We start from the raw sequence: 22366 nt of genomic DNA, 5'->3' as shown, positions 1-22366 counted from the left end.
GAGCGGGGCGGGCGACGCCCCTGCGCCTTCAGAACAGGGCCGGTACGAACATTTCCGGCGGTACCGGCTGACGGGCGTAGTCGTCGTGGCGCATGCGCTCGGGCAGGTGCACCGGCGGATGCTCGACGTCGCCGTAGGGAATCTGCGCGAGCAGGTGGCTGATGCAGTTGAGGCGGGCCTTCTTCTTGTCCACGGCCTCCACCACCCACCACGGCGCTTCCGGAATATGGGTGCGCGCGAGCATCACCTCCTTCGCCTTGGTGTAATCCTCCCACCGGCGGCGGGATTCGACGTCCATCGGCGAGAGCTTCCACTGTTTCAGGGGATCGTGGATGCGCAGGTTGAAGCGCAGTTCCTGCTCTTCGTCGGTGATCGAGAACCAGTATTTCAGCACGATGATGCCCGACCGGACCAGCATCCGCTCGAATTCCGGCGCCGACTGGAAGAACTCCTCGTACTGATCCGGGGTGCAGAACCCCATCACCCGCTCGACGCCGGCGCGATTGTACCAGGACCGGTCGAACAGCACGATCTCGCCGGCGGCGGGAAGGTGCGCGACGTAGCGCTGGAAATACCATTGCGTGCGCTCGCGCTCGCTGGGTGCGGGAAGGGCGGCGACGCGGCAGACGCGGGGGTTCAGGCGCTGCGTGATCCGCTTGATCGCGCCGCCCTTGCCGGCGGAATCCCGGCCCTCGAAGACCACCACCACCCGCAGCTTCCGGGTCTGCACCCAATCCTGCAGACGGACCAGCTCGTGCTGGAGACGGAAGAGCTCGCGGAAATACACCTTCCGATCCATCGAGGGCGCGCGCGGCTTGGCACCGATTTCGCTGGCGAGCTGTTCCATACGCTCGTCCTCGAGTTCCATCTCGAGTTCTTCGTCGAAATCGTCGGCCATTTCTCGACGTATGGCCTCGATATCGAAAGGGCGTGTCCCGGCGCGCGTGCCGTCCATAATATTACCTTCCTGATGGAGGGGAATCATCGGGATGCTTGGATCACAGCTGCATGACAGTAAGGAGACCCCGGCGTCACCAGCACCGAGTTGCTCATATTCAGTCCACAGGTTCGGCGTTGGCTGCCGAAAGCTGGAGAATCACTGGACTCTCGGCCTGCTTCTGATATCCGCCGTTTATTGAATCGATACGATTCTTGCTGATAATGAAGCGGTCGGGTAGTGAGACGAACTGAATTATAAAGCGAAACTCGCTAGTGATCTGCAGTAAATACCCTGTCGCAAGCTAAAACAGCCCTTCGACGGCCTCGTACTAGGAGATAAAGTGCAATGGAACGCTATATCGTTCGCTTCATCAAGCCGGTCTCTTTGGCTGTCATCACGTTCTTTTCGGTCTACTTTCTGACGGGCAGTTCGTTCATCGGACTCGCCGTGAGCAGCATTCCGCTCCTGCTCGGATGGCTCGGAATCATGGAAATGTTCGCCTACGGCATGGCCGCCACGGTGTTCATCTTCGCCGTCATCTGGGCGGTGGTGCCGGTCGGCATGAAGAGCTTCGTCGGCACCCAGGCGACGGCTTTCGCGGAGGAGCTTCGCCGCGAGGCGGACAAGGGAATGAATCCGCAGGACGCGAACAAGACCGTCAAGGACGGCGACAAGAGCATGGCCGTCCGCTGAGGCCGAGCCATCGGCCGGCGAGTACGCGGGGTCGCACGAGCCGCCGGCCCGTCATCGATCGGCGCAGGCCGCGACTCGGTCGTCACCGCCTCGCGTGATCGCCTCTTCCGTCATCACACTGTCGCCCGGCGTTGCGATCCAGCGCGAGAGTGGGCCGGTACTTTGCCGGCCACGATCGCCGCGATCGCACCATGCAGCACCTTCTCATCGAGGAATCGTCCCTGCCGGGGCTGATCTTCGCCCTGCGCTTCGGCTCCGACGGACGGGGACGCCGTATCGAACCGGGGGATGACCTCCCCTCCCTCGACGGGGCGGAAGACGGCTTCGTCTGGCTCCATATCGATCTCGTCGATGCCCGTACCGAGGCGCTGATCACCGAGGGGCGTCTCGGCCCGCCCCGCCTCGCGGCGGCGACCTTCGCCCGGGACGAGCATCAGCGCGTCGTGGTGGACGGCGCCCATGCGGGATTCGTGATCGCCGACCGCGAGCGCGCCTTCGACGGCTCGTCGAGTGAGGAACCGAACGGACGGCTCCACTGCGTCCTCGGCCCGGGCTATCTCGTGAGCGGGCGTCGCCACGCCACCGCCTGCGCCGTCACCGCCCGCGACGCGGTTCTGGCCGGCGCCCTGGTTCCGGGACCGGCGAAACTGCTGGAGCGGTTCGTCGGCAGTACCATCGAATCCCTGAACGCCACGGTGGAGCGGCTGTCCTCGGCGCTCGATGCCATCGAGGACGACATGCTCGACGAGGCCAGAGCGGAGGATCCGAGGCCGCTGGGCCCGATCCGCCGCCAATCCGTGCGCTCCCACCGGCAGCTCGCCGGCTTGCGCGCGGTGTTCCACCGCCTCGAGGACGAGGCCGGCACCGAGGGCGACCAATTGCCCGAGGCCGTGGCGGCCATGGCCGCGCGGGTGGTCCAGCGCCTCGATTCGCTCCACCGCGACATGCATGTCCTGTCCGAGCGCAGCCGCCTGTTGCAGGACGAGATCGCCGCCCGCACGACGGCCCTCACCAACCGCCAGCTCTTCACCCTCTCGATCCTGACGGCCCTGTTCCTGCCGCCGACCCTGGTGACGGGCGTGTTCGGCATGAACACCAAGGGCCTGTTCTTCTCCGATTCCGACAGCGGATCGCTGATCGCCCTCGCCATCGGCCTCGCCGCCGCCCTCGCCGTCTACCTCGTCATCCGCCGCCTCGGGCTTTCCGGCCGCCCCGGTTGATCCGGGGCGCGAACACGCCCACACCGCCCTCCAACGACCCGACAATCCGGAGCCTTCCCCCGCATGGACTTCTTCCGCCGCTTCACCGTGCTGATGTGCGCGCCCAATTTCGACCCCGACGATCTCGAGGGCGTGCGCGTCCAGCAGATCCTCACCTCCATCGAGAAGCTCGGCTTCGAGGTGGTCCGCGCCCGGCGCGTGGAGGATGCGGCCATCGCGGTCCAGACCGATGCGGCCATCGGCTGCATGGTGGTGGATTGGGGCAAGCGCGGCCTCGACGGCAAGGCGGCGGCGCTCATCAACCTCATGAGGAAGCGCGGGCTGGAAATGCCCATCGTGATCATGGTCCGCCGCAAGCGCCTGGAGGACATCCCCGTCGAGGTGCTCGACTTCATCGACGGCTACATCTTCCTCGCGGAAGAGACGCCCGATTACATCGCCCGCGGCCTGGTGAGCCGCGTGAAGCAATATGCCGAGACCCTGAAGACGCCGTTCTTCGGCGCGCTCGTCGATTACGCCGAGCAGGGCAACCAGCTCTGGACCTGCCCGGGCCATAACGGCGGCATCTTCTACAACCGCTCGCCGATCGGGCGCATCTTCGTCGAGCATCTCGGCGAGGCGGTGTTCCGCGACGATCTCGACAATTCGGTCCTCGATCTCGGCGATCTCCTCGTCCACGAGGGCCCCGCCCTCAAGGCGCAGAAGGAGGCGGCCGTCATCTTCGGCGCCGAGAAGACCTATTTCGTCCTCAACGGCACCTCGGCCTCCAACAAGATCGTGCTCTCGGCTCTCGTCGCCGAGGGCGACCTCGTCCTGTTCGACCGCAACAACCACAAGGCGGCGCATCACGGCGCCCTGTTCCTCGGCGGCGCGGTCCCGATCTTCCTCGAGACCGACCGCAACTGCTTCGGGCTGATCGGCCCGATGTACCACGAGGCCCTCGACGAGGCGGCCATCCGCGAGAAGATCCGCACCAACCCGCTGGTGACCGACAAGGAGGCATGGAAGCGCGAGCGCCCGTTCCGCGTCGCGGTGGTCGAGCAATGCACCTATGACGGCACGATCTACAACGCGCAGATGATCATGGAGAAGATCGGTCACCTCTGCGACTACATCCTCTTCGACGAGGCCTGGGCGGGCTTCATGAAGTTCCACCCGCTCTTCGCCGGCCGCTTCGCCATGGGGCTGAAGAACCTCGACGAGACCTCGCCGGGCATCATCGCCACGCAATCGACCCACAAGCAGCTGGCGAGCTTCTCCCAGGCCTCGCAGATCCACACCAAGGACAGCCATATCCGCGGCCAGACCCGGCGCATCGAGCACCGGCGCTTCAACGAGACCTTCCTCGTCCACGCTTCGACCTCGCCGTTCTACCCGCTCTTCGCCTCCCTCGATGTGGGCGCGCAGATGATGAAGGGCCGCTCCGGCGTGGTCCTGTGGGACGACACGATCCGCCTCGGCATCGAGTGGCGCAAGAAGGTCCGCGCCATCCGCCGCGAATTCGAGGAGAAGGAGGGCGATCCCCTGCGCCGCTGGTTCTTCGACCCCTTCGTGCCGGACACGGTGAAGGGCCCGGAGGGCAAGGTGCCGTGGGAGAGCATCTCGACGGACGAGCTCGCCAGCGACGCGAAATACTGGGAGCTGACGCCGGGCGCCGCCTGGCACGGCTTCACCCATGTGGCGCCGAACTACGCCATGACCGACCCCAACAAGCTCACCGTGCTGACCCCCGGCTTCGACCGGCGCACCGGGCAGTATGCCGAGCACGGCGTCCCGGCCCCGATCGTGGCTCAGTACCTGCGCGAGAACCGCATCGTCGCCGAGAAGAACGACCTCAACTCGCTGCTCTTCCTGCTGACGCCGGGCGTCGAATCCTCGAAGGCCGGCACGCTGATCTCCGGCCTCGTCGCCTTCAAGCGCCTGCACGACGAGAACGTGCCCCTCGAAGAGGCGATGCCGGAATTCGTCCGGCGCCGGCCCAACCGCTACAAGGGCGTGCGCCTGCGCGACCTCTGCGCCGATTTCCACGCCTTCCACCGCGAGGCCGGCACCAGCACCCTCCAGCGCAAGCAGTTCGAGCCGGGGCACCTGCCCGAGATGGTGATGACCCCCAAGGAGGCGGTGCAGCAGCTCACCCGCAACAACGTCGATTACGTGCCGATCGCCGAAGCCGAAGGGCGCGTGGCGACGACCTTGCTTCTGGTCTACCCGCCGGGCATCGGCACGGTGCTGCCGGGCGAGCGATTGGACGAGCGGGCCAAACCCATGCTGGACTATTTCAAGATGTTCGAACGCTCGGCGAACCTGTTCCCGGGCTTCGAGGCCGAGATCCAGGGCGTCTTCCGCGACGTCGCGGCGGACGGCACCATCCGCTTCTACACCTACGTCATGCGCGAGAACCGCGCATGATCCCGGAGGGTCCGCCGGCGCCGTCCGAACCCGACATCGTCATCCGGCCGTCCTCGGATGCGGACGTGCCGGCGATGGTGGCGATCTACGCCCACCACATCCGGCGCGGCGTCGGCGATGTCGGCGATTTCGAGGAGGACCCGCTCCACCCGGACGACCTGAAGAAGCGGCGAAAGGCCATGCGCAAGAAGCGCCTGCCGCATCTCGTGGCCGACCGCGACGGGGTGGTGGCGGGCTATGCCTATGCGGTGCCGTTCCGCAAGCGCCCGGCCTATCGCTACACGCTCAAACACTCGATCTACGTCCATCACGAGCACCTGAATGCCGGGATCGGCCGGCGCCTGCTGCCGGCGCTGATCGAGGCCTGCGCCGCCGGCGGCTACCGCCAGATGATCGGCTATATCGACGCGCAGAACGAGGCGTCCTTACGCCTCCACGAGGCCTGCGGCTTCGTCCGCGTCGGCCTGCTGCCGGCGGTGGGCTACAAATACGGCCGCTGGAGCGACAGCGTCATGGTCCAGCGGGCGCTCGGCACCGGCGCCACCGACCAGCCCGGCACCTGGACGCGCTCGGTGGAGGCGCTGGTCGCCGGGCACGATTGGATGGGCAAGTGATGGAAAAGTAGAGGATCCGGCGCCGGGATCACGCCTCCTGCAGGCCCGCATCGACCCGCTCGGTGACCTCCCGCGGAAGATCGAGCGCCTCGGCGAGACGCTTCAGGAACTCGCGCTCCTGCAGGGTATCGGCATCGATGGCGAGGCGGGCCGCCGCGTAGAGGCGCGCACCCTGCTCCGGATCGTCCACGCGCTCGGCCAGTTCGTCGATCTCGGCCGGTTCGGCCAGCTCGTTCTCCAGCCAGGCGCGGGTATCGGCGTCGAGACCGGCGGCCTCCACGGCCTCGTCCAGGCGTCGGCGCTCGTCCCGGTCGACGACACCGTCGGCCAGGGTCGCCGCCACCATGGTGCGCAGCATCAGGCGCGCCTCGTCCTCGCCGACCTGCTTCAGGTCCGCTGCCTCGTTCGGGGCGGACGGACGGAGCGCCCGCAGCGCCAACCCCGCCACGAGGGCCAGGCCGCCGAGGGCGGCCGTGGCGGCGATGCCGCTCCGGCGTGAGCGCACGAGCGCGTCGACGATCTGTCTTGCATCGGCCATGGAGGTGTTCCTGCGGGCATGTGGCGTCGTCCCGGCGGAAACGGCCGAGACCCCGTGCGGGTTCAGGTTCATCCTCCCGGACCCGGCCAGGCCTTCGCTTGCGCCGGCACAGCCAAAACCCATCTTCGACCGGCAACCCGCTTCCGAAGGGACGCCGCCATAGGGACGCCGCCATGACGATCACGCCCATCGATTCCCGCCTGTCGGTCTCAGACCAGCCGGACGAAGCGGCCATCGCCGCCATGCCCGGACGCGGGTTCGCGCTGCTGATCAACAACCGCCCCGACGGCGAGGAGCCGGGTCAGCCGGGCAGCGCCGCCGAGGCCGCGGCGACCGAGGCGGCGGGGCTCTCCTACCTCCACCTTCCCGTCGAAGGTCCCACCATCACCCGCGAGGACATCGCGCGGTTCCGCGAGGCGGTGGAGACGGCATCCGGCCCGGTCCTCGCCCATTGCCGCAGCGGCACCCGCTCGCTCACCCTCTGGGCCCTGAGCGAAGTCCTGGCCGGGCGCCTGCGCCGCGACGAACTGGCCGCCTATGGGCGGGAACGCGGCTTCGACCTCGCCGGCGCCGTGCGCTGGCTCGACGCGCACGGGACGTAGATCGCCGGATGGCGGGCGCCGCGCGTTCGCGCGCCGTGGTGGTCCGGCCGGGGGACGAAGCCGGCGGCCTGCGCGGCATCGTCGAACCGATCAGGTCCGGCGCGGCCGGGGCTCGCGATACGGTCCATCGGCCTCGGTGCCGCCCGCCTCGCGGTCGGACGCCTCGATCGTGCGGCGGTCGACCTCGTCCCGGACGCCGCGGCCCGCCATCAGGATCTCCACCAGGAAGGCGGCGATGGCGGCCACCGTGCAGACCAGCGCCACGCCGAAGCAGCCGAACAGGACGGAGGCCGTGGCGGCGTCGCGCAGGGCGCCCACGAACAGCGTCAGCACGGCGATGCCGGTCATGATGCTGCCGATCGAGGCGAGAACGACCGCGATGTCGAGGACGAACGAGCGCTTCCGCAGATAGGAGAGCTGGCCCGCCAGACGGGCGGCCTCGTCCGCATCCGCTTTCTGCAGGCTCGCGGCGGCGTCGTCGACCCGGTCGGCCACGCGCGCGAGCCGGGTGGAGAAGACGTTGAGGAGCGTCGCCAGCGCCGTCAGCAGGAAGGCCGGCGCCAGCGCGATCTGGATGACGTGAGCGATGTCGTCGGGAGCGAGGAGGGGAGCGGTGGCGACCATGCCATGCCGTTACGCCATGCCGGGCGGAGCCGGAAGGCGAGGCGGCTTCACCTCGCCGCGATATCCAGGCGCCCGTGATGCGCGGGGGCGGGCGAACGAGCACCTCCCGTTCTGCGACCGACTTTCTCCAAAAGAAAAATTGTTGCTCTCTGGTTGACGAAATCGGCATGTCATGCGACCGGTATCGCAAGTGCTTGGCCCCGCTTGGGAGTGCTTGGCCCCGCTTGGGAGCGCGTGATGTGCGGTATCGTTGGGCTGTTTCTGAAGAATCCGAAGCTTGAGCCGCAGCTCGGGTCGCTCCTGTCCGGGATGCTGGTGACGATGACCGATCGCGGTCCCGACAGTGCGGGCTTCGCGATCTACGGCTCCGGCAACGCGGGAGTGAAGCTGACCCTTCGCGCCACCGGCCGGGCGGTCCTCTCGGAGGCCGTGGCGGCGCTCGAAGGCGAGCTCGGACGGGGCGTCGAGGTGGTGGAGCGCGACACCCATGCGGTGATCGGCGTGCCCGAGGAGGCCGAGACGCGGGTCCGCGCCTGGCTCGCGGCGAACCATCCCGAGATCGACGTCGTCAGCGTGGGACGAGTGATGGAGATCTACAAGGAGGTCGGCCTGCCGGGCGAGGTGGCGGAGCGGTTCGACCTCGCCGGCATGCACGGCACCCACGGCATCGGCCATACCCGCATGGCCACCGAGAGCGCAGTGACCACCAACGGCGCGCATCCCTTCTCCACCGGCGCCGACGAGTGCCTGGTCCATAACGGCTCGCTCTCCAACCATAACGGCCTGCGCCGCGTGCTCCAGCGCGAGGGCCTGCGCTTCGCGACCCAGAACGACACCGAGGTCGCCGCCGGATACCTGAGCTGGCGCATGCGCGAGGGCGATTCCCTCAAACAGGCCCTGGAGGCCGGCCTCCGGGACCTCGACGGCTTCTTCACTTTCGTGGTCGGCACCCGCACCGGCTTCGCGGTGCTGCGCGATCCCATCGCCTGCAAGCCCGCCGTGATGGCCGAGACCGACGATTACGTCGCCTTCGGCTCCGAATACCGCGCGCTGGTCGGCCTGCCGGGCATCGCCGCCGCCCGCGTCTTCGAGCCCGAGCCCGCCACGGTCTATGCCTGGGAGCGCCATTGATGCCCGTCTTCGACCTGAACCAGGCGCCCCTGCGCGAGCTCAACCGCACGCTCCACGGCCTGCGCCCCGACACCAACGAGACCCACTGGACGGTGACGGGCCCGGACGGGCGCCACGCCATCGCGGCGGGGCTCGACGCGCCGGTGAGCGTCGAGATCGAGGGGCATGTCGGCTATTACTGCGCCGGCATGAACAAGCAGGCCCAGGTGATCGTCCACGGCAATGCCGGGGTGGGGGTGGCCGAGAACATGATGTCGGGCTTCGTCCACGTGCAGGGCGATGCCAGCCAGGCGGCGGGCGCCACCGCCCATGGCGGCCTCCTCGTCATCGACGGCAATGCCGGTGCCCGCTGCGGCATCTCGATGAAGGGCATCGACATCGTCGTGAAGGGCTCGGTGGGCCACATGTCGGCCTTCATGGCCCAGGCCGGGACGCTGGTCGTGCTCGGCGATGCCGGGGAGGCGCTCGGCGATTCCCTCTACGAGGCGCGGCTCTACGTGCGCGGCACGGTCAGGAGCCTCGGGGCGGATTGTATCGAGAAGGAGATGCGGCCCGAGCACCTCGCCGAACTCACCGAGAAGCTGGCCGCCGCCGGCCTGTCCGGCGAGGTCGGCGCAGGGGAGTTCCGACGCTACGGCTCGGCGCGCACGCTCTACCATTTCAACGTCGACAACGCCGGAGCCTATTGATGAGCGCCCCTCCTCGCACCCGGCCCCGTCTCTCGGCGACCTTCACGCCCGATGTCATGTCGGAGATCCGGCGCGCGGCCGCCACCGGCATCTACGACATCCGGGGCGCCGGCGCGAAGCGCAAGCTGCCCCATTTCGACGACCTGCTGTTCCTCGGCGCCTCGATCAGCCGCTACCCGCTGGAGGGCTACCGCGAGCGCTGCGACACCCAGGTGGTGCTCGGCGCCCGCCACGCCTCGAAGCCGATCGTGCTGAAGACCCCCGTCACCATCGCCGGCATGAGCTTCGGCTCGCTTTCGGCCCAGGCCAAGGAGGCGCTCGGGCGCGGGGCGACCCTGGCCGGCACCTCCACCACCACCGGCGACGGCGGCATGACGGCCGAGGAGCGCGGGCATTCGCAGACCCTGGTCTACCAATACCTGCCCTCCCGCTACGGCATGAACCCCGATGACCTGCGCCGGGCCGACGCCATCGAGATCGTCATCGGCCAGGGCGCCAAGCCCGGCGGCGGCGGCATGCTGCTCGGCCAGAAGATCAACGAGCGCGTCGCCGGCATGCGCTGCCTGCCGCCGGGCATCGACCAGCGCTCGGCCTGCCGCCACCCGGACTGGACCGGGCCGGACGACCTCGAGATCAAGATCGAGGAGCTGCGCGAGATCACGGATTGGGAGAAGCCGATCTACGTCAAGGTCGGCGCGAGCCGTCCCTATTACGACACCGCGCTGGCGGCGAAATCCGGTGCCGACGTGGTGGTGCTCGACGGCATGCAGGGCGGCACGGCGGCGACCCAGGACGTGTTCATCGAGAATGTCGGTATCCCGATCCTCGCCGCGATCCGGCCCGCCGTGCAGGCGCTGCAGGATCTCGGCCTGCACCGCACCGTGCAGCTCGTGGTCTCCGGCGGCATCCGCTCGGGCGCAGACGTGGCCAAGGCGCTGGCCCTCGGGGCGGATGCGGTCGCCATCGGCACGGCGGCGCTGATCGCGCTCGGTGACAACGACCCGGCCCTCGAGGCCGAGTACGAGGCGCTCGGCACCACGGCGGGCGCCTATGACGACTGGCACGAGGGCAACGACCCGGCCGGCATCACCACGCAGCGCCCGGAGCTCGCCTCGCGGCTCGATCCGGTGCTCGGCGGCCGGCGCCTCGCCAATTACCTCGCCGTGATGACGCTGGAGGCCCAGACCATCGCCCGCGCCTGCGGCAAGAGCCACCTGCACAACCTCGAACCCGAGGACCTCGTGGCGCTCACCATCGAGGCGGCGGCCATGGCGGGGGTGCCCCTGGCCGGGACCAGCTGGGTGCCGGGCAAGGGCGCCGGCGCCGCGGGATTCTGAGGGCCCCTCCGAAGGCCGCGCCTCCGCACCGGGGCGCGGCCTTCTTCGTAAAGAGCGGCCCTATGGGCTACCTGTCTCCATGGGAAGGTCGACGCCATGACCCACGATCTCGAAGCGGCCGCACAGGAGCGCGGCATCAAGTATTTCCTCGTCTCCTATACCGACCTGTTCGGGAGCCAGCGCGCCAAGCTCGTGCCGGCCGCCGCCATCGCGGGGGCGGCCAGGAACGGGGCGGGGTTCGCGGGCTTCGCCACCTGGCTCGACATGAGCCCGGCCGATGCCGATCTCCTGGCGATGCCGGATCCGGTGGGGCTGATCCAGCTGCCGTGGAAGCCGGAGGTCGGCTGGCTTCCGGCCGATCTCGTGATGAACGGCGCGCCGGTGGAGCAGGGCCCCCGCAACATCCTCAAGCGCCTGATCGCGGAGGCGGCCGAGGACGGCCTGCAGATGAAGACCGGCGTCGAATGCGAGTTCTTCCTGATCACGCCGGACGGCTCGGCCCCCGCCGACCTGGCCGACCGGCAGATGAAGCCGTGCTACGACCAATCCGCCCTGATGCGCCGCTACGACGTCATCACCGAGATCTGCGACGCCATGCTGTCGCTCGGCTGGAAGCCCTACCAGAACGACCACGAGGACGCGAACGGCCAGTTCGAGATGAACTGGGACTATGACGACGCCCTCGTCACCGCCGACCGGCACGCCTTCTTCAAGTACATGACCCGATCCATCGCCGAGAAGCACGGGCTGCGGGCGACCTTCATGCCCAAGCCCTTCATGGATCTCACCGGCTCTGGCTGCCACGCCCATGTCTCCCTGTGGCGGGACGGGCGCAACGTCTTCTCGGACCCGTCCGACGAGGTCGGCCTGTCGCGCGAGGGCTACCATTTCATCGGCGGGCTGATCCATTCGGCCGACGCGCTGGCGGCGATCACCAACCCGACGGTCAATTCCTACAAGCGGATCAACGCGCCGCGCACCACCTCCGGGGCGACCTGGGCGCCCAATACCGTGACCTATACGGGCAACAACCGCACCCACATGATCCGCATCCCGGATGGCGGCCGCTTCGAGTTCCGCCTCGCCGACGGCGCCGCCAATCCCTACCTGCTGCAGGCGGCCCTTCTCGCCGCCGGCCTCGACGGGCTGCGCAACCGGCGCGATCCGGGCCAGCGCCTCGACATCAACATGTATACCGACGGGCACACGGTGGAGAACGTGAAGCGCCTGCCCCTGAACATGCTCGACGCCATGCGGGCGCTGGAGGGCTGCACGGTCCTCAACGAGGCCCTGGGCAGTTTCGTGCCGAGCTACCTCAAGCTCAAGACCGAGGAATGGAACGCCTATTCCCGCCACCTCACCCAGTGGGAACGCGACACCACGCTGGATTGCTGAGCCGGCCGGGCGCCGTCGAGATCCCGTCTCTTCCGCGTGTCGCCTGAGCCGAGTCCGGCGGCGTCCCGTCCCCGGCATGCCGATTCGGGCCGTGAGCGTCACGGGTCCGGGTTCACCCACGCCCGCGTCTCGCCGAGGATCTCGTCCGAGAGCGCCGGGTCCTCCACCGCGCGCGCCAGGATCAGGGCGCCGATCATGGCCGCGTAGGTCCCGATGGCGTCGCGGCGGCGCTCAGTGGTGACGCTGTCGGGGAGAGCCCGGGTCAGGCGGTCGATCTGCGCGCGGATGCCCGCCGTCATGGCCGCGCGCGCCGCCGGGGGACGGTGACGGACATCCGCGGCCAGGGCGGCCATCGGGCAGCCATTCGCGGCGTCGTTCCGGTGCGCGGGCGACAGATACGCCGCGAGGAAGCCGCCGACATCGTCGTCCCGTCCCGACAGCTCCGTCGTGGCATGGGCGATGGCCTGCGCCATCAGGTCTTCCTTGGATTCGAAATGGCCGTAGAAGCCGCCATGCGTGAGGCCCGCGGCCTTCATCACCTCGGCGACCCCGACCGCGTCGAAGCCTTTCTCACGATACAGGCGGCTCGCCGCCGCCAGGATACGCCGGCGGTTCTCCCGCATCTGCTCCTGCGTGACCCGCATCCCGAACCATCTCCGCGACCCCGTCGACACTCATATGATCGCGATCATATTTGGATTCGATCATGATAGCGATCATGATTGGCGATGCGGCGGGGTCGGCCATGGGGAAGGCGACTTCATCACGCGGGGAGCGCCCCGACGCCTCCCGCCGGAACCCACGATGGTGGCCGGCGACGTCCTGTAGGCCAAATCTACGACGACGCGTTCAAGCGGCTCCTGCCGGACACGCTCCCTTCGTCCTGCAGCAGGACTACGATCACTCCGTTTCCGGTTCCAGAAAATCACCCGTCAGATCGATCGCGTGCCAATGCACGCCATCGCCGATGCCGCCCATGACATCTCCGGACGTGAAGGACGGCGTCGTCTCGATGAGGGTCAGCATCGAAGAGCCATAGTGAGCCAGGACGTCGTTCAGCGGGTATCCCATCGTATAGAGAACCGAGGGGATAATCGCGAAGTGATCCGCTCTGCCGAGATTGATCTCGGCGCCCTTGCGGAATTGCCCCTGGAGGCGAGCGTCCGAGGCGGCGACCAGCAGGGGCACCAGCGCCTCGCGCGCATCCGGATCGATGACGTTGCAGTGGCTTGTCTTTCCAGACTGAAGCCTCTGGCCGTGATCCGACGTGTAGAAGACGACGCTGTCCCTCAGATCGGCCGAGTCGAAGAACGTCTTGAAGAATTGGCTCACGGAATGGAAAACGGCGTTTCGATAATGGTCAAGCAATGTCCGTTGCGGTGACGTGTCGGGAGAGGATGACGGATCGGGGTTCCTGCGGGGATAGGCATTTTCGTAAGGAAAATGAGCGCCGTTCTTGTTGGCGTAGACGAAAACCTTCTCATCGGCTTTTATTTCTCGGGCGATGATCTCGGCGACTTTCTGATCAGCGTCAGAGTCCGGAACATCGTCGAATGTGTGCAGGTCATCGATGTCCAAAGTCTCGGCGAGACTCATGTGATTCTGCAGCTTGCTTCGTCCGCCGACGGCGCCGAGCATCCGGATATGCGAGGACTGACCGTCGATATAGACGGTGCGATATCCCGCCTGTTTGGCATAGCGCCAGATCGACGGGCTCGTCTGGACCGACCGTGGCAAGTCGTGGCGCGTCGCGGTGAATCTCAGGATCGCGTTGGATGACGCGCTGCAATTCCCTCCGGAGGCGGCGGGTCCGAAATCGACGAAGCGCGCGCGATGATCGGCCAGATGGGGAGTCGCGCTGTTGCCGGGGCTCAGGCTGATATAGTCGGCGCGAATGCTTTCATCGACGATCAGCACGATGCGCTTTGCAAGCTCAGGGCCCGCGGCCATCTCCACCGGGGAGCGCGTCGGAAGTGTCGTGGTCATGATCCGCGAGCCGACGAACAGGAAATTCGCGGCTTGGGCGAATTGCTGCGGCAAGGCGGTGAGCCTGCGGCCGCCCTCCATGAGCAGCATCGAGAAGCAGAGACCGATGGGCAGGATCGGCAGAACGCCGACGAGCCGTCTCGGCCATTGAAACAACGATGTGGGTCTGGGCGGCCATGCGAACAGAGTGATCGTCGCGATGAACACGAGCCCGGCGGCGAGGGACAAACTCCAATAGGCCTGGAAGGCGCGCCCCGCTTCGTGGCGCACATGCCAAAGGGTCATCATTTCAACGGATGTGAGGTCGGAATCGGCCACGTGCCGATACGCGACGGCCGCCGTCGTGCCGGCGGCGATGACGAACGCCCAAGCACATCGAAGACCTGTGCGTCGTTCGAGTGCCACGGTGACCAGCGCCAGGATCGACACCGACCACAAGACGAGGAAGGCCGCCAATTTCAGCGGCGAGCGCGCCTCCGTCACCAGGTAGACGATCCGATCGATCAGTCCATAATTCGTCGCAGACAGCAAAACGAGAATGCCGCAATCTTTATGTCGTTGATGGTGATGCGTTTTATTGAAAAACGATCCGACAAAGCGAACATAGGCAATCCTCGTCGAGGCGTGCAATGTGGCTAGGTCCAATCAGGTGCATCCATTGCCGACTATGCAATGGAGCGAAGGGATTACCTCCAAGGGAGGAGGGCGGCGGCACGGAACTCCGTATCATCTTTTATGACGAAGCTCGTCGGACGGATCTTTGACCCCATTACCAGGCAACTGAGCCGGCTGGTGACGGAACGCTAGGGCCCTGCGGTCACCGACCCGGCCCGTGCTCCACCCCATATCCGAATTCCGCGGCGGCATGGCTCAGCCAGGACCAGAAGCTGCCGGCAAAGCTGCGGGCGACGGCGAGGTCGTAGGTCGGGGCGTCGTCCCGCTGCCAGAGCTGGGCACCGATATGGGCGATGCTCGTCACCGCCGCGCTGCCCGCCCGGAAGGCGCGCGGATGCAGGTCGATGGCCACGCCCTTCGACAGCATCTCGCGCGCGCAGGGTCCTGAGACCCGCACGAGGGCACGCCCGTCGCTCTGGTCGGTGACGGAGGCGAGCCCCGTCACCGCATCGGCGAGGCCGTCGAGACGGCGGCGTGTCCCGGCGATGGCGAGCCATTGGCCGGGGCCGGACCAGATCAGGCCCTCCTCGCCCGCCAGCGCCGCCCTTCCCGCCTCGGGCAGGGACCAGCCATGGCTCGCCTCCAGGGCCCGATCCAGGGCGGCCTCCTTCCCGTCTGCGACGATGAGGGTCGCGAGGCCGACCTCGTCGCGCAGGGTCAGGGTGATGCCCGCCTCGCCGCCGGTGCGGCCGTGCCGTCCGGCCCGGGCATATCCGGCCCAGGCGCTCCGGGGCTTCCAGATGCTTTCGAGCTTTTCTGCGCCCACCATCGCGACGTCAGACACGCAGCTTCTCCTCGTTCGGGTCCACGAAGACTGGCGAGCAGATCTCGACCTCGATGTCGCCGTTCCGCACCGGATCGTAGGCGCGGACGCGCTGGCCGTGCCGTTCCGGCCCCCGGCGGATCAGGCCGAGGCCGATCCAGTGCCCGAGGCTCGGCGAAAAGGCGACCGAGGTCATGCTGCCCTCGTCGGCCTCCAGGCTCGGCGCGGCGCCGATGGCGAGGAAATGCGCGCCTGCGCGCAGGCGCTGGCCCGGATCGACCGGGCGGAAGCCGACGAGGATCGGCCGGTCCGGATCGGTGAGCGCCGGGCGCTCCTTCATCAGGCGGCCGATATAGTCCTTCTTCCGGGCCAGCATGCCGCCGAGGCCGAGGTCGCGGGCGGTGGTCTGGCCGTTGATCTCGGCCCCGGCCGCGTGCCCCTTCTCGATGCGCATCACCGAGAGCGCCTCCGAGCCGTAGGCGGTGATGCCGTGACCCGCGCCCGCCTGTAGGATCGCCCGCCAGGCGGCATCGCCATGGGCGGCCGGGACGGCGAGTTCGTAGGCGAGCTCGCCGGAGAACGAGATGCGTAACAGCCGCGCCGGGATGCCGCCGCCCACCGTGACGTCGGCGCAGGCGAGGAACGGGAAGGCCTCGTTCGACAGGTCGAAACCGGGGTCGATCACCGCCCGCAGCGTGTCGCGGGCGCGCGGCCCGGCGACGGCGTATTGCGCCCATTGCTCGCTCACCGAGATCATCTGCAGGTCGAGCTCCGGCCACAGCCATTGGCGGCAGAATTCGAGGTGCTGCATGACCCTGGCGGCATTGGCCGTCGAGGCGGTCATCACGAAATGGCTCTCGCCCAGCCGCGCGACGGTGCCGTCGTCGAGGACGAAGCCGTCCTCGCGCAGCAGCACGGCGTAGCGGGCCTTGCCGACGGGGAGCGTGCCGAACGGATTGGCGCAGACCCGCTCGATGAAGGCGAGGGCGTCCCGGCCCTGGATATCGATCTTGCCGAGGGTGGTCACGTCGCAGACGCCCACATGAGCGCGCACGGTGTTCACCTCGCGATTGACCGTTTCCAGCCAGTCGCTCTCTCCCGCCCTCGGGAAATAGGCCGGGCGGAGCCAGAGGCCGGTCTCGACGAAGACCGCGCCCTGCTCCTCGCACCAGGCATGGGAGGGGACGTGCCGCGTCGCGCGGAAATCCTTGCCGCGGTGATGGCCGGCGAAGGCGCCGATGGCGACGGGGGTGAAGGGCGGCCGGAACATCGTGGTGCCGACGCTGGGGATCGGCTGGCCGGTCAGCTCGGCCATGATGCCGAGCCCGGCGAGGTTCGAGGTCTTGCCCTGGTCGGTGGCCATGCCGAGGGTGGTGTAGCGCTTCAGGAGCTCCACCGCGCGGAAGCCCTCGCGATGGGCGAGCTCCACGTCCGAGGCCGCGACGTCGTTCTGGAAATCGACGAAGGCCTTGCCCTTCGATCCCGGCACCCGCCAGAGCGGGGCATGGCCGACGCTCTCCGGATCGGTCCTCGGAACCTCGGGCGAGGTCCCGGCGAACCCGCATGCGGTCGCGGCCTCGGCGCCGGCCCGGCCGCCCGTCTCCAGGCAGGAGGCCAGGGTGAAGGCCCCGCTCGCGGCGCCGGCCGCGGCCATTCCGGAGGGCAGCGCGTCGGGCACGAAGGCGTGGATCGCCGCGTCCCAGACTGGCCGCCGCGACAGGTGCGAATCGAGATGGACGATGGGGTTCCAGCCATTGGCCATGGCGAGGCAGTCGCAGGCGATGGTCTCGCCCCGGCCGTCGGCAGTCACCACCTCGATCGCGTTGAGGGCGAGATGTCCCTTCGTGCCGATGACGGCGCCGCCGAGGATCACCCGCGCTCCGGCGGCTTCCGCCCCGTGCCGCAGGCCCGGCGCGACGGAGGCGCGCGTATCGATCACCGCCGCCACCTCGGCCCCGGCCGCGACGACGTCGGACACCGTGCGCCAGCCGTCGTCGCTCGACGTGAACAGCGCCACGCGCCGGCCGGGCAGCACGCCGTAGCGGTTGAGATAGGTCCGCACCGCGCCGGCCAGCATCACGCCGGGCCGGTCGTTGCCGCCGAACACGTGCGGCCGCTCGATGGCGCCGGCGGCGAGCACCGCGCGCCGCGCCGTGATCCGCCACATCCGCTGGCGCGGCGCATGGGCGGGGGGCGATGCGAGGTGGTCGCTCACGCGCTCCACCGCGCCGTAGGCCCCGTGATCGTAAACGCCGAACAGGGTGGTCCGGCCGAGGATGCGGACGTCCGGCATGCTGTCCAGTTCGGCGAGGGAATCCGCCACCCAATCGGCTCCCGATCGGCCCGCGACCTCGCGCCGATCCGCCACCAGGCGCCCTCCGATCCGGTGATCTTCGTCGACCAGGATGACGCGGGCGCCGGCGCGTCCGGCCGCCAGGGCCGCCGACAGGCCGGCCGGTCCGCCGCCGATGACGAGCACGTCGCAGAAGGCGAAGGCCTTGTCGTAGGTGTCGGGATCCGGCGCATGCGCCGCCCGGCCGAGGCCGGCGGCGCGGCGGATCAGCGGCTCGTACAGCTTCTCCCAGAAGGCCGCCGGCCACATGAAGGTCTTGTAGTAGAACCCCGCCGCGAAGATCGGCGCCGCCAGGGCGTTGACGGCGAGGGCATCGTATCTCAGCGACGGCCAGCGGTTCTGGCTGAGCGCCTCCAGGCCCTCGTACAATTCGGCCGTGGTGGCGCGGGTGTTGGGCTCGCGGCGGGCGCCCGAGCGCAGTTCCACGAGGGCGTTGGGCTCCTCCGAACCGGCCGTGAGGATGCCGCGCGGGCGGTGATACTTGAACGAGCGGCCGACGAGGCGCACCCCGTTGGCGAGCAGCGCCGAGGCCAGGGTGTCGCCCTGGACGCCGCCGTAGCGGGCGCCGTCGAAGGTGAATTCCAGCGGCCGGCGCCGGTCGATCAGGCCTCCGGCGGCGGTGCGGAAGGGTTGGACGGGGGCGGACCCCGGTGTGGCGGCGGTGGCGGAATCCGTGTCCCGCAGGCTGATCGTGGTCATGCGACCTCTCCCCTCCGGCGGCTCAGCGCGACGTCGCGTGCGGGCGCCACCTCGTGGATCTCGTGGCTGCGGGTATCGCGGGTCACTACCAGCCAGCTCCGGCATCCTGCGGCGTGGTACCAGAGCTCGCGGTGCAGGCCGGCCGGGTTGTCGCGCAGGTAGACGTAGTCGTGCATCGCCTCGGCCGACGCGTTCGGACCGTCGGGTCGGACCGGGGCGGCGTCACCGAGGTAGCTGAACTCGCCGTTGTCGCGCTCGCCGCAATGGGGGCATCGGATGCGCATGATCGTGTCTCCCTCAATGCAGGTTCGGCTGGGCGCCCATGCCCTTCTCGTCGATGAGACGGCCGGTGGCGAAGCGGTCGAGGCGATAGGCGGCGGCATCCGCATGCGGCGCGTCGCGGGCGACGAGATGGGCGAAGCAGTAGCCCGCGGCCGGGGTCGCCTTGAAGCCGCCGTAGCACCAGCCCGCGTTGAGGTAGAGGCCGTCCACCGGGGTGCGGTCGATGATCGGGCTCCCGTCCATCGACATGTCCATGATCCCGCCCCAGTGGCGCAGGAGCCGCAGGCGCCCCAGCCCCGGCCACAGGGCCATGCCGCCCTCCATCACGTCCTCGATCGTGGCGAGGTTGCCGCGCTGGGCGTAGGAATTGTAGCCGTCGATATCGCCGCCGAAGACGAGGCCGCCCTTGTCCGACTGGCTGACGTAGAAATGCCCGGCCCCGAAGGTCACCACCGTGTCGATGAGCGGCTTCACGCCCTCGCTGACGAAGGCCTGGAGCACGTGGGCCTCGATCGGCAGGCGCAGGTCGGCCATGGCGGCCAGCAGCGAGGTCGAGCCCGCCACCGAGAGGGCGACCTTCTTCGCCCTGATGAAGCCGCGGCCGGTCTCGACCCCGACGACGCGGCCGTTCTCCCGGCGGATGCCGGTGACGGCGCAGTTCTGGACGATGTCGACGCCCCGGTCGCTGGCGGCGCGGGCATAGCCCCAGGCCACGGCGTCGTGGCGCACGGTGCCGCCCCGGCGCTGCAGCAGGCCGCCCTTCACCGGGAACCGCGCATTGTCGAAATCGATGAACGGCACCATGGCCCGCACGCCCTCGCGGTCCAGGAGCTCGGCGTCGATGCCGGCCATCCGCATGGCGTTGCCGCGCCGTGCATAGGCGTCGCGCTGGGCGTCCGAATGGTAGAGGTTCAGTACGCCGCGCTGGCTCACCATGGCGTTGTAGTTGATGTCCTGTTCCAGGCCCTCCCAGAGCTTCATCGACCGCTCGTAGAACGGGATGTTGCCGGGCAGCCCGTAATTCGAGCGGACGATGGTGGTGTTGCGTCCCACATTGCCCGAGCCGACATGGCTCTTCTCCAGCACGGCGACGCTGGTGATGCCGTGCTCCTTGGCGAGGTAATAGGCCGTGGCGAGCCCGTGGCCGCCGCCGCCCACGACGACGACGTCGTACTCGGCCTTCGGCGCCGCATCGCGCCATTGCGGGCGCCAGTCGCGCTGGCCGCGCAGGGCCTGTCCGAGAACGCTGAGGACCGAATAGCGCATGGGTGAGACGTCCTTCGGCTGACCGCCCGGTGCTCCTTTCCTCTGGATACCCGACGATTCCCCAAGCGGGCTTGCATTTTGCGACACGTTTCCGGCAAATCGCGCGGAAATGCGTGATCTCGCCGATGGCACGAGGACGGTCGGAGCGGAGAGCGGATCGCTTCCCGCCGGGGACGCGCCGCCCGTGATCGTCGGGTTCGTCCTCGTCCCCGACTTTCCGCTCATGTCCTACACGGCGGCGGTGGAGCCGCTCCGCGCCGCCAACGTCCTGTCGGGCCGCGAACTGTACCGCTGGTGGCACGCGGTGCCGGGGGGCGGGGTGGTGAAGGCCTCGAACGGCGTCTCGATCCTGGCCGATGTCGAGGTCGGAATGGCCGGGGCCGTCGCGGACCGGGTCTTCGTCTGCGCCGGCGGCAATCCGGCCACCTTCGACGACCCGGCCCTGTTCGCCTGGCTGCGCGATCTCGCCCGGACGGGCGTGACCATCGGCGGCATTTCCGGCGGTCCCTATCTCCTCGCCCGTGCGGGCCTGCTGGCCCATCGCCGCTGCACGCTCCACTGGGAGCACGTGCCGGCCTTCGAGGAGCGCTATCCGGAGATCGAGGTGGTCCGCTCCCTCTTCGAGATCCAGGGCGATCGCGTCACCTGCTCGGGAGGAATCGCCGCCCTCGACCTGATGCTCCACCTGATCGAGCGCGACCACGGCGCCGGTCTCGCCGCCGGCGTCGGCGACTGGTTCCTCCACGACCAGATCCGCGAGGGCTTGAGCCCGCAGAGGATGGACCTGCGGCTCCGGCTCGGCATCCGCGATCCGAGGCTCCTGCGCGTCCTCGCCACCATGGAGGCCAACCTGGAGCTTCCCCTGGCGCGGGAGGTGCTGGCCGACCAGGCGCGCCTGTCCGTGCGCCAGCTCGAGCGCCTGTTCCGGTCGCTGCTCGGGACCGGGCTGCACCGGCACTATCTCGATCTGCGCCTCGACAGGGCGCATCGGCTCCGGCGGGAGAGCGCCATGAGCGCGTCGCAGATCGCCGCCGCCACGGGCTTCGCCAGCGCCGACGAACTCTCCCGCGCGAGCCGCCGGCGACGCCTCGGGGCGCGGGCGCCCGACATTTCCAAGGGCGAGGCTTTCCGATAGCGTGCCGGCCGGCCCGGCGACGCCAGCCGGCCCATTGCGGGCGGGTCGGCTCGACCCTTCGGCGCCCCATCCCGAGCATGCGGATCTTCGAAAAACACCGATGGACATCTCCTCCGCGCAGGGCGGCACGCACGCCACGATGACCGATACCGCCGGCGAGGCGCCGCGAGGCGGCCCACGCCTCGTTCTGGCCTCGGCCTCGCCGCGCCGTCTGGCGCTGCTGCAGCAGGTGGGCATCGAGCCCGACGCGCTGCTGCCCGCCGATGTCGACGAGACGCCCCACAAATCCGAGGCACCGCGCGAGCTCGCCCGGCGTCTCGCCCGCGCCAAGCTCGACGTCGCCGGCGATGCCGCCCGGCGCCGGGACGACATGCGCGACAGCTACATCGTCTCGGCCGACACGGTGGTGGCCGTGGGCCGGCGCGTCCTGCCGAAGGCGGAGCTCGCCGACGAGGCCGCCGATTGCCTGCGCCTGCTCTCGGGCCGCCAGCATCGCGTCTACACGGCGGTGTGCGTGCTCTCGCCCAAGGGCAACCGCCGCGAGCGCGTGGTGGAGACGCGGGTGCGGTTCAAGCGCCTGTCCGGCCGCGACATCGAAAGCTACGTCGCCTCGGACGAGTGGCGCGGCAAGGCCGGGGGCTACGCCATCCAGGGCCTCGCCGGCGCCTTCGTGGTCAAGCTCGTGGGTTCGCACAGCGCCGTGGTCGGCCTGCCGCTCTACGAGACGATCAGCCTTCTCGAAGGCGAGGGGTTTCCCGTGCGCCGGGCCTGGGGAGCGATGGCATGAGCGACGGCGTCCCCACCAAGCCGAGCACGAAGCTCAAGGCCGAGCCCTGCCCGATCTGCCGCAAGCCGGTCCGGCCGGAATTCCAGCCCTTCTGTTCGGCCCGCTGCGCCGACATCGATCTCGGACGCTGGCTCACAGACCGTTACGCGATCCCCACCGACGAGGACGAGAACGAGGATGACGCCACACCGCGTTCATCCTGAATCGATCCGATTGCCGGATGCGTGA

At 68.8% G+C, this 22366-nt stretch carries 21 protein-coding genes; 12 read left to right on the top strand and 9 right to left on the bottom strand.

Going from position 1 to position 22366, the window contains the following annotated elements; genetic code table 11:
• Positions 1-28 precede the first annotated feature (28 nt).
• Positions 29-955 (bottom strand): polyphosphate kinase 2, encoded by a 927-nt coding sequence (ppk2, locus tag ACFQ4G_RS01670; RefSeq protein ID WP_238203023.1) that lies wholly within the window; start codon positions 953-955, stop codon positions 29-31.
• A 330-nt stretch (positions 956-1285) separates the two neighbouring features.
• Between ppk2 and ACFQ4G_RS01665 the strand changes: the two genes are divergently transcribed.
• The 4 genes from ACFQ4G_RS01665 to ACFQ4G_RS01650 all read left to right on the top strand — a co-directional run bounded on the left by ACFQ4G_RS01665 (position 1286) and on the right by ACFQ4G_RS01650 (position 5876).
• On the top strand, positions 1286-1633 hold the full coding sequence (locus ACFQ4G_RS01665) for a hypothetical protein (RefSeq protein ID WP_238203021.1): 348 nt from the start codon (positions 1286-1288) through the stop codon (positions 1631-1633).
• 191 nt (positions 1634-1824) lie between these two features.
• On the top strand, positions 1825-2853 hold the full coding sequence (locus ACFQ4G_RS01660) for a CorA family divalent cation transporter (protein ID WP_238203013.1): 1029 nt from the start codon (positions 1825-1827) through the stop codon (positions 2851-2853).
• A 63-nt stretch (positions 2854-2916) separates the two neighbouring features.
• Complete coding sequence (locus ACFQ4G_RS01655) at positions 2917-5262, top strand: Orn/Lys/Arg family decarboxylase (RefSeq protein ID WP_238203011.1); 2346 nt, start codon at positions 2917-2919, stop codon at positions 5260-5262.
• Positions 5259-5876 (top strand): GNAT family N-acetyltransferase, encoded by a 618-nt coding sequence (locus ACFQ4G_RS01650; protein WP_238203009.1) that lies wholly within the window; start codon positions 5259-5261, stop codon positions 5874-5876. Before ACFQ4G_RS01655 ends, ACFQ4G_RS01650 begins: the two co-directional genes overlap by 4 nt.
• A gap of 28 nt (positions 5877-5904) precedes the next feature.
• Here the strand turns inward: ACFQ4G_RS01650 and ACFQ4G_RS01645 are convergent, their stop codons facing one another.
• A complete protein-coding gene (locus ACFQ4G_RS01645; protein ID WP_238203007.1) occupies positions 5905-6414 on the bottom strand; it encodes a DUF533 domain-containing protein in 510 nt (169 codons plus the stop codon).
• A 173-nt stretch (positions 6415-6587) separates the two neighbouring features.
• Here ACFQ4G_RS01645 and ACFQ4G_RS01640 point away from each other — a divergent pair, with 173 nt between their 5' ends.
• Positions 6588-7016 carry a TIGR01244 family sulfur transferase gene (locus ACFQ4G_RS01640; protein WP_238203005.1) on the top strand — a complete coding sequence of 143 codons (429 nt, stop codon included), beginning with the start codon at positions 6588-6590 and terminating at the stop codon, positions 7014-7016.
• 90 nt (positions 7017-7106) lie between these two features.
• Here ACFQ4G_RS01640 and ACFQ4G_RS01635 read toward each other — a convergent pair whose 3' ends face one another.
• Positions 7107-7640, bottom strand: coding sequence for a DUF2721 domain-containing protein (locus ACFQ4G_RS01635; RefSeq protein WP_238203003.1), 534 nt, complete (start codon positions 7638-7640; stop codon positions 7107-7109).
• 237 nt (positions 7641-7877) lie between these two features.
• On the opposite strand from ACFQ4G_RS01635, the gene ACFQ4G_RS01630 reads away from it, so the two are divergent.
• From ACFQ4G_RS01630 to glnT, 4 genes are all read left to right on the top strand, one after another.
• Entirely contained in the window at positions 7878-8771 is an 894-nt protein-coding gene (locus ACFQ4G_RS01630) for a class II glutamine amidotransferase (protein WP_238203001.1), read from the top strand.
• Positions 8771-9460, top strand: coding sequence for a GltB/FmdC/FwdC-like GXGXG domain-containing protein (locus ACFQ4G_RS01625; protein ID WP_238202999.1), 690 nt, complete (start codon positions 8771-8773; stop codon positions 9458-9460). Before ACFQ4G_RS01630 ends, ACFQ4G_RS01625 begins: the two co-directional genes overlap by 1 nt.
• Positions 9460-10797 (top strand): FMN-binding glutamate synthase family protein, encoded by a 1338-nt coding sequence (locus ACFQ4G_RS01620; protein ID WP_238202997.1) that lies wholly within the window; start codon positions 9460-9462, stop codon positions 10795-10797. The genes ACFQ4G_RS01625 and ACFQ4G_RS01620 overlap by 1 nt, the downstream gene beginning before the upstream one ends.
• A 96-nt stretch (positions 10798-10893) precedes the next feature.
• Positions 10894-12192, top strand: a complete 1299-nt coding sequence (glnT, locus tag ACFQ4G_RS01615) for a type III glutamate--ammonia ligase (RefSeq protein WP_238202990.1) — start codon at positions 10894-10896, stop codon at positions 12190-12192.
• A 98-nt stretch (positions 12193-12290) separates the two neighbouring features.
• Here glnT and ACFQ4G_RS01610 read toward each other — a convergent pair whose 3' ends face one another.
• The 6 genes from ACFQ4G_RS01610 to ACFQ4G_RS01585 form a co-directional block, all read right to left on the bottom strand.
• A complete protein-coding gene (locus tag ACFQ4G_RS01610; RefSeq protein WP_238202989.1) occupies positions 12291-12836 on the bottom strand; it encodes a TetR/AcrR family transcriptional regulator in 546 nt (181 codons plus the stop codon).
• A 256-nt stretch (positions 12837-13092) separates the two neighbouring features.
• Entirely contained in the window at positions 13093-14823 is a 1731-nt protein-coding gene (locus ACFQ4G_RS01605; protein ID WP_238202987.1) for a sulfatase-like hydrolase/transferase, read from the bottom strand.
• Positions 14824-14995: 172 nt separating this feature from the next.
• A complete protein-coding gene (locus ACFQ4G_RS01600) occupies positions 14996-15622 on the bottom strand; it encodes a sarcosine oxidase subunit gamma (RefSeq protein WP_238203353.1) in 627 nt (208 codons plus the stop codon).
• Positions 15623-15629: 7 nt separating this feature from the next.
• A complete protein-coding gene (locus tag ACFQ4G_RS01595) occupies positions 15630-18668 on the bottom strand; it encodes a sarcosine oxidase subunit alpha family protein (RefSeq protein ID WP_238202979.1) in 3039 nt (1012 codons plus the stop codon).
• On the bottom strand, positions 18665-18952 hold the full coding sequence (locus ACFQ4G_RS01590) for a sarcosine oxidase subunit delta (RefSeq protein ID WP_238202977.1): 288 nt from the start codon (positions 18950-18952) through the stop codon (positions 18665-18667). The genes ACFQ4G_RS01595 and ACFQ4G_RS01590 overlap by 4 nt, the downstream gene beginning before the upstream one ends.
• A gap of 13 nt (positions 18953-18965) precedes the next feature.
• Entirely contained in the window at positions 18966-20216 is a 1251-nt protein-coding gene (locus ACFQ4G_RS01585) for a sarcosine oxidase subunit beta family protein (RefSeq protein ID WP_238202975.1), read from the bottom strand.
• Positions 20217-20439: 223 nt separating this feature from the next.
• Between ACFQ4G_RS01585 and ACFQ4G_RS01580 the strand changes: the two genes are divergently transcribed.
• From ACFQ4G_RS01580 to ACFQ4G_RS01570, 3 genes are all read left to right on the top strand, one after another.
• Positions 20440-21351 carry a GlxA family transcriptional regulator gene (locus ACFQ4G_RS01580; RefSeq protein WP_238203351.1) on the top strand — a complete coding sequence of 304 codons (912 nt, stop codon included), beginning with the start codon at positions 20440-20442 and terminating at the stop codon, positions 21349-21351.
• 139 nt (positions 21352-21490) lie between these two features.
• Positions 21491-22138, top strand: a complete 648-nt coding sequence (locus tag ACFQ4G_RS01575; protein ID WP_238203349.1) for a Maf-like protein — start codon at positions 21491-21493, stop codon at positions 22136-22138.
• Positions 22135-22341, top strand: coding sequence for a DNA gyrase inhibitor YacG (locus ACFQ4G_RS01570; protein WP_238202973.1), 207 nt, complete (start codon positions 22135-22137; stop codon positions 22339-22341). The genes ACFQ4G_RS01575 and ACFQ4G_RS01570 overlap by 4 nt, the downstream gene beginning before the upstream one ends.
• Positions 22342-22366 lie beyond the last annotated feature (25 nt).

This window comes from Methylobacterium marchantiae (assembly GCF_042679825.1).
Classification (GTDB): domain Bacteria; phylum Pseudomonadota; class Alphaproteobacteria; order Rhizobiales; family Beijerinckiaceae; genus Methylobacterium; species Methylobacterium marchantiae.
Note: the sequence above shows the minus strand (reverse complement) of the source record. Positions and strands in the feature narration are given on the sequence as shown.

Excerpts from the sequence above, each read along its gene's own strand:
- ACFQ4G_RS01640 (WP_238203005.1), top strand. The coding sequence starts at position 6,588 with ATGACGATCACGCCCATCGATTCCCGCCTGTCGGTCTCAGACCAGCCG.
- ACFQ4G_RS01590 (WP_238202977.1), bottom strand. The coding sequence starts at position 18,952 with ATGCGCATCCGATGCCCCCATTGCGGCGAGCGCGACAACGGCGAGTTC.
- ACFQ4G_RS01600 (WP_238203353.1), bottom strand. The coding sequence starts at position 15,622 with ATGGTGGGCGCAGAAAAGCTCGAAAGCATCTGGAAGCCCCGGAGCGCC.
- glnT (WP_238202990.1), top strand. The coding sequence starts at position 10,894 with ATGACCCACGATCTCGAAGCGGCCGCACAGGAGCGCGGCATCAAGTAT.
- ACFQ4G_RS01585 (WP_238202975.1), bottom strand. The coding sequence starts at position 20,216 with ATGCGCTATTCGGTCCTCAGCGTTCTCGGACAGGCCCTGCGCGGCCAG.
- ACFQ4G_RS01570 (WP_238202973.1), top strand. The coding sequence starts at position 22,135 with ATGAGCGACGGCGTCCCCACCAAGCCGAGCACGAAGCTCAAGGCCGAG.
- ACFQ4G_RS01595 (WP_238202979.1), bottom strand. The coding sequence starts at position 18,668 with ATGACCACGATCAGCCTGCGGGACACGGATTCCGCCACCGCCGCCACA.
- ppk2 (WP_238203023.1), bottom strand. The coding sequence starts at position 955 with ATGGACGGCACGCGCGCCGGGACACGCCCTTTCGATATCGAGGCCATA.
- ACFQ4G_RS01635 (WP_238203003.1), bottom strand. The coding sequence starts at position 7,640 with ATGGTCGCCACCGCTCCCCTCCTCGCTCCCGACGACATCGCTCACGTC.
- ACFQ4G_RS01620 (WP_238202997.1), top strand. The coding sequence starts at position 9,460 with ATGAGCGCCCCTCCTCGCACCCGGCCCCGTCTCTCGGCGACCTTCACG.
- ACFQ4G_RS01650 (WP_238203009.1), top strand. The coding sequence starts at position 5,259 with ATGATCCCGGAGGGTCCGCCGGCGCCGTCCGAACCCGACATCGTCATC.
- ACFQ4G_RS01580 (WP_238203351.1), top strand. The coding sequence starts at position 20,440 with ATGTCCTACACGGCGGCGGTGGAGCCGCTCCGCGCCGCCAACGTCCTG.
- ACFQ4G_RS01630 (WP_238203001.1), top strand. The coding sequence starts at position 7,878 with ATGTGCGGTATCGTTGGGCTGTTTCTGAAGAATCCGAAGCTTGAGCCG.
- ACFQ4G_RS01655 (WP_238203011.1), top strand. The coding sequence starts at position 2,917 with ATGGACTTCTTCCGCCGCTTCACCGTGCTGATGTGCGCGCCCAATTTC.
- ACFQ4G_RS01625 (WP_238202999.1), top strand. The coding sequence starts at position 8,771 with ATGCCCGTCTTCGACCTGAACCAGGCGCCCCTGCGCGAGCTCAACCGC.
- ACFQ4G_RS01665 (WP_238203021.1), top strand. The coding sequence starts at position 1,286 with ATGGAACGCTATATCGTTCGCTTCATCAAGCCGGTCTCTTTGGCTGTC.
- ACFQ4G_RS01575 (WP_238203349.1), top strand. The coding sequence starts at position 21,491 with ATGACCGATACCGCCGGCGAGGCGCCGCGAGGCGGCCCACGCCTCGTT.
- ACFQ4G_RS01645 (WP_238203007.1), bottom strand. The coding sequence starts at position 6,414 with ATGGCCGATGCAAGACAGATCGTCGACGCGCTCGTGCGCTCACGCCGG.
- ACFQ4G_RS01610 (WP_238202989.1), bottom strand. The coding sequence starts at position 12,836 with ATGCGGGTCACGCAGGAGCAGATGCGGGAGAACCGCCGGCGTATCCTG.
- ACFQ4G_RS01660 (WP_238203013.1), top strand. The coding sequence starts at position 1,825 with ATGCAGCACCTTCTCATCGAGGAATCGTCCCTGCCGGGGCTGATCTTC.